Source organism: Martinezella calliandrae, assembly GCF_030272695.1.
GTDB lineage: Bacteria > Pseudomonadota > Alphaproteobacteria > Rhizobiales > Rhizobiaceae > Rhizobium > Rhizobium calliandrae.
This window is the reverse complement of record NZ_JARFYN010000185.1, coordinates 1-695: the sequence shown is the minus strand read 5'-3', so window position 1 is coordinate 695 and position 695 is coordinate 1. Positions and strand designations below refer to the sequence as shown.

1 protein-coding gene and 1 pseudogene are annotated in these 695 nt (G+C 61.6%); one reads left to right on the top strand and one right to left on the bottom strand.

The window, feature by feature from the left end:
* Positions 1 to 241 (top strand): peptide-methionine (S)-S-oxide reductase (locus PY650_RS36625; protein ID WP_285884991.1); only part of this gene is annotated, 241 nt, incomplete at its 5' end.
* Positions 242 to 512: 271 nt separating this feature from the next.
* Here PY650_RS36625 and PY650_RS36620 read toward each other — a convergent pair.
* Positions 513 to 695 (bottom strand): annotated as a pseudogene (locus PY650_RS36620) (LysR family transcriptional regulator); the annotation flags it as partial.

The window sequence follows — 695 nt, the reverse complement described above, 5'->3', positions numbered from 1 at the left end:
CTATCGCTCGGCGATCTTCTATACGAGCGACGAGCAGAAGCGCGTCGCTCTGGATACGATCGCCGATGTCGACGCTTCCGGTCTCTGGCCGGGCAAGGTCGTCACGGAAGTGACGCCTGCAAGCGATTTCTGGGAAGCCGAGCCGGAGCACCAGGACTATCTGGAGCGCATTCCAAATGGCTACAGCTGCCATTTCGTGCGCCCTGGCTGGAAACTGCCGAAGCGCGGCGCGGCGGCCTGACTCCACGTCCTGGGAAAGAGAAGGATCAGGCGCCGTAACCTAATCCGTTTTAGGAATTCTGGCACCCGGTCGTCAGCTGTACCGAAAACCTCCCGTAACCGGCAGATTTCCGTAGTACCTCACGGCCGCCCCGCCAAATGTGATGCTGCGGGGCGGTTTTGCTTCGCCGAGGAACTGCTCCATAGGTAGACGGCGCAGGCGTGAGAGTTGTCGTTGATAGTAAACGGCTTCGGTGAGTGAGTGCGGCGACGCCCGCTAGTTGCCGAGCCAATCAGGGCAGGACCCGCACGAGCACTCCGGCCTCGAGCTCTGCGCGCGCGCTTGTTTCACTCGACGCGGCGATCCCTAGCCCGATGACGGCACTTGCTACGGCACCTTCGTTGATGGTGATAGCGAGCTGGCCATCAATGCGCACGGACGCAACACGCCCGTCCTTGCGGAACGAGAACGTTGG